Source organism: Mesorhizobium sp. M00.F.Ca.ET.216.01.1.1, from assembly GCF_004010325.2.
Classification (GTDB): domain Bacteria; phylum Pseudomonadota; class Alphaproteobacteria; order Rhizobiales; family Rhizobiaceae; genus Mesorhizobium.
In genome coordinates this window covers 1-373 of the sequence record NZ_SADR02000225.1, presented here as the reverse complement: position 1 = coordinate 373, position 373 = coordinate 1, and the positions used below count along the sequence as shown (strand labels likewise).

General features: G+C 66.0%; 1 protein-coding gene. It reads right to left on the bottom strand.

Annotated elements, in window-relative coordinates; genetic code table 11:
• Positions 1-92: 92 nt before the first annotated feature.
• Positions 93-373 (bottom strand): cytochrome C (locus tag EN859_RS35845; RefSeq protein WP_135913643.1); only part of this gene is annotated, 281 nt, incomplete at its 5' end.

Below are 373 nucleotides of genomic sequence, written 5' to 3'. Positions count from 1 at the left end.
AGTTGCCGGATGAACAGTGCGCGGGGCCGCCGCTGAGCCACTGCATGTGGCGCGATGCGCACTGGAGGAGTGCCGTTGCTTTCAGACGGCTGTCATTGACTGAGTACCCATTGCACGAGCGTGTGTGCATCTTCCGCCGAGATGGGCCCGCCGCGATCCGCGGGCAGCGGCATTGCCATGTCGCCCCAGTGCGCTTTGCCGCCAAGCCGCAGCTTGTGTTCGAGCATGATTCGCGCGTTGGGCTCGTTGCGATAGCGTGCGGCAATCTGCTCGAACGACGGCGCAAGGAACGGCGCGTCGCGTGTATGGCAGAACATGCAGTGGTGCTGGTCCACCAGCGCGGCGGGCTCGGGCTCCGCCTTTGCGGTCGCGG